Source organism: Pseudoalteromonas byunsanensis (assembly GCF_001854475.1).
Taxonomy (GTDB): Bacteria; Pseudomonadota; Gammaproteobacteria; order Enterobacterales; family Alteromonadaceae; genus Pseudoalteromonas; species Pseudoalteromonas byunsanensis.
This window is the reverse complement of the sequence record NZ_MNAN01000035.1, coordinates 92782-94667: the sequence shown is the minus strand read 5'-3', so window position 1 is coordinate 94667 and position 1886 is coordinate 92782. Positions and strand designations below refer to the sequence as shown.

The 1886-nt window shown below is 44.5% G+C and carries 7 tRNA genes; 3 read left to right on the top strand and 4 right to left on the bottom strand.

Annotation, left to right across the window (positions count from 1 at the left end):
- From BIW53_RS16635 to BIW53_RS16620, 4 genes are all read right to left on the bottom strand, one after another.
- Window positions 1–76, bottom strand: a tRNA-Val gene (locus BIW53_RS16635).
- A gap of 373 nt (window positions 77–449) precedes the next feature.
- A tRNA-Val gene (locus BIW53_RS16630) sits at window positions 450–525 on the bottom strand.
- 19 nt (window positions 526–544) lie between these two features.
- Window positions 545–620: transfer RNA gene (locus tag BIW53_RS16625), tRNA-Val, on the bottom strand.
- Window positions 621–660: 40 nt separating this feature from the next.
- Window positions 661–736, bottom strand: a tRNA-Val gene (locus tag BIW53_RS16620).
- A 652-nt stretch (window positions 737–1388) separates the two neighbouring features.
- On the opposite strand from BIW53_RS16620, the gene BIW53_RS16615 reads away from it, so the two are divergent.
- From BIW53_RS16615 to BIW53_RS16605, 3 genes are all read left to right on the top strand, one after another.
- Window positions 1389–1464: transfer RNA gene (locus BIW53_RS16615), tRNA-Ala, on the top strand.
- Between the two features lie 34 nt (window positions 1465–1498).
- Window positions 1499–1574, top strand: a tRNA-Glu gene (locus BIW53_RS16610).
- Between the two features lie 103 nt (window positions 1575–1677).
- A tRNA-Glu gene (locus tag BIW53_RS16605) sits at window positions 1678–1753 on the top strand.
- Window positions 1754–1886 lie beyond the last annotated feature (133 nt).

The following is a 1886-nucleotide window of genomic DNA, read 5'->3' as shown; positions in this document are numbered from 1 at the left end:
TGGTGGGTCGTACTGGACTTGAACCAGTGACCCTCGCCTTGTAAGGGCGATGCTCTCCCAACTGAGCTAACGACCCATTTAGATTTTATACTTTCATTCTGAAAGTGGTGGGTGCTCTGGACCTAACCAGTTATCCTCGCCTTTCGTTATGAAGGGCGGCGATGCTCTCCCAAATTTTCACCTTTTGAAGGTGGTGGGTGATCTGGACTTAACCAGTTATCCTCGCCTTTCGTTATGAAGGGCGGCGATGCTCTCCCAAATTTTCACCTTTTGAAGGTGGTGGGTGATCTGGACTTAACCAGTTATCCTCGCCTTTCGTTATGAAGGGCGGCGATGCTCTCCCAAATTTTCACCTTTTGAAGGTGGTGGGTGATCTGGACTTAACCAGTTATCCTCGCCTTTCGTTATGAAGGGCGGCGATGCTCTCCCAAATTTTCACCTTTTGAAGGTGGTGGGTGATACTGGACTTGAACCAGTGACCCTCGCCTTGTAAGGGCGATGCTCTCCCAACTGAGCTAATCACCCAAATCTGTTTGTTCTATAATGGTGGGTCGTACTGGACTTGAACCAGTGACCCTCGCCTTGTAAGGGCGATGCTCTCCCAACTGAGCTAACGACCCAATATAGAACCTTAGATAATCAATTTCACCACTTTAGAAGTGGTGGGTCGTACTGGACTTGAACCAGTGACCCTCGCCTTGTAAGGGCGATGCTCTCCCAACTGAGCTAACGACCCATATCTAAGTTACAAACGACAAATGCTGCGTCGTTGTGGGGCGCTATTATAGGGAGACTTGAAATAGTGTCAATACTTGAAGTTACAATTTTAGTTTATGTGCGGCTTTTATCGCCAGATTACAATTGTTCTTCATTATTACAGTAATTAAAAAGTCGCTAAAAAATGCAAATGGTTTTACAACAATGTATTACCTAATGCTCATAAAAGAGGCGTTAGCTAAAAATATCAGGGCGAGAGTAAGAGGGTTACAAAGCTCATTTATAGACCGAAACCATGTGGTAGGGCCATATCGTTTGCTTTCATACTGAATTTTAAAAAGAAGAGTAGGGGGAGTAGATTATGAGAATGCTCTTTTTTAAATACTTTACAATAATAGAGTGCGAATAGAGTAAATGCATTAGTAGCAATAGTTGTTTATGTTAAAGTTGAATTAAAAAGCATTTTCGAAAGCTGTTTTTTTGAGCGAAAACAAGAGTTTTTGTTGTTTTTTAATGACTTGGTGGTTATATTGTCAGCGAATTGGTGTTTTTTAAAACGTTTAATAAAAAGTTCGTGAAAAACTGTTGACTTTGTTTGTGGGCCTGCATAGAATGCGCCCCGCACTCAGCGATACAGGCGTGTAATTAACTTTACAGAGTTTGTTAGAAATGGGGCTATAGCTCAGCTGGGAGAGCGCTTCGCTGGCAGCGAAGAGGTCTGCGGTTCGATCCCGCATAGCTCCACCATTTCATTAGTGCAAAGTCCTAGAACACATTTTGTGTCCCCTTCGTCTAGAGGCCTAGGACACCGCCCTTTCACGGCGGTAACAGGGGTTCGAATCCCCTAGGGGACGCCACTTAATTTAAGTGATGTTTCTAAGCGCTCTCGAGTAGCACTTAGATAAAGTAAACTCATATGGTGAGAGTTAAAATAACCAGTCCTAGTGACACTAATCCAGTGTCCCCTTCGTCTAGAGGCCTAGGACACCGCCCTTTCACGGCGGTAACAGGGGTTCGAATCCCCTAGGGGACGCCACTTTACTTAGGTAAAGTAACAAAGCTCATATGGTGAGAGTTAAAATAACCAGTCCTAGTGACACTAATTAAGTGTCCCCTTCGTCTAGAGGCCTAGGACACCGCCCTTTCACGGCGGTAACAGGGGTTCGAAT